Source organism: Bartonella sp. AA86SXKL (assembly GCF_042196885.1).
Map to the genome: position 1 here is coordinate 1 of NZ_JBHIRE010000087.1, position 1,380 is coordinate 1,380.

At 40.3% G+C, this 1,380-nt stretch carries 2 protein-coding genes and 1 pseudogene; all 3 read right to left on the reverse strand.

Features of this window, described 5'->3' with window-relative positions; all coding sequences use genetic code 11:
- Nucleotides 1–69: 69 nt before the first annotated feature.
- On the reverse strand, nucleotides 70–573 hold the full coding sequence (locus ACFIO5_RS09945; protein WP_375705311.1) for a hypothetical protein: 504 nt from the start codon (nucleotides 571–573) through the stop codon (nucleotides 70–72).
- A 180-nt stretch (nucleotides 574–753) separates the two neighbouring features.
- Complete coding sequence (locus ACFIO5_RS09950; protein ID WP_223396434.1) at nucleotides 754–1,203, reverse strand: hypothetical protein; 450 nt, start codon at nucleotides 1,201–1,203, stop codon at nucleotides 754–756.
- Nucleotides 1,124–1,380 (reverse strand): annotated as a pseudogene (locus tag ACFIO5_RS09955) (hypothetical protein); the annotation flags it as partial. The gene ACFIO5_RS09950 and the pseudogene ACFIO5_RS09955, both read right to left, overlap by 80 nt.

Sequence of the window (1,380 nt, forward strand, 5' to 3'; positions counted from 1 at the left end):
ATGATGTTTCTAATGGCACTATACGGGTTTTGCGCATACTTCACGCAAAACAAAAGTGGCCATAGCAAACTATATTTTTTGGTTTATCCGACATGCTGTTACGCTGTAAATTTCCTCTCCGTCTAAAAACAGGGCAGATGAGTCATGTTTTAAGTTAAGCTGCTTCCGATAGTTTTTGATCTTTTTGTTATTTTTGTATCTGCCTAACTGCTTATCAAGCGCTTCTTCTAGCTGTCTGTCTATCTCACCACCAGCTTGTGAACGCTGTTTGATATTTTCATTCACCTCGTCTATTAAAGCATCATAACTCAAAACACTTTTATGTATCGCACCCCCATAAATCCACGCTTTTACTTGCGCTTTGGTGCTAAAGTCCGCATTCTCAGGTATTTTGTAATACTGACCGCCATCAAATTTTTCACACTCTCTTGTACCGTCTTCATATTCGTAGAGATTATAAAAATACTCAGCGGCTCCATCTCCCCACGGCACATATCCAACAGCGGTTGCAACAAATTTTTTTTGCATGGGCTGTTTACGGTTTTTTAAGAGCAAATGTTTTAAAATGGGCATGTTTTCATCCTATATTTTACCAATAGCGTTATTTGTCTCAAATTTGACCGTATGGTGCGTTTTATGTTCCTAATGTGGTTTGATCAAAAAAGTTCTAAATCGCGCTGTACGGTGCCTTTTTGTCGATTTAAACGCATATCTAATCCAAAATGATCAGCACTTTTCACTATTTTGCTGTTTTTAGGCTGCTTTTGAACTCAAGTTGCCATGAAGCTCTTCACAAGGCTTTCCTATTCTCATAAATGAGATGCGCTTGCCTCCTAAGGCTAGGTTACGACTATTTTCAACAGCTATAAACACTTTCTCAGCAGTTCCAGAAAGCCTGTTTTCTAAATCGCGACAATACTGCGCAAGATCAGCACAAGAGGGCACAAAGGTTGTTGACATGCCTTTGGCTTCTCCACGCACAAGATTTTTAACAGCCTGCAACAAAGCCCATAGCGAAATGCCGTTAAGAGCTGTGATATAAGCCTTTGCACGTGCCTCTGCATTCGAAACTTTTTGCATTGTCAAACCACCTTCAAGCACATCAAGAGCCTCTGCAATATCTTCAACAGACGCTTTCAAGGTAAGTAAGTTTTGGACTGTTTGATAAGTTGCAAAAGCTTGTTCCTCTAGAGCTGGTGTCAATTTCACGCCATCGATTAAGGTCAATGGATACTCCCTTGTGACGTATTGCGCCATCTGTTGTGCAATGTCTTGAAGTGGATTCACTAAATCCTGCTTTACGGATAAGATTACGGATTGTCTCTCCGGTACCACCACGAGTTCTTTGATCTTTTGAAAAGTTTCCATTGTTTCCACCAT

Coding starts and splice junctions, on each gene's coding strand:
- ACFIO5_RS09945 (WP_375705311.1), bottom strand. CDS start 573: ATGCCCATTTTAAAACATTTGCTCTTAAAAAACCGTAAACAGCCCATG.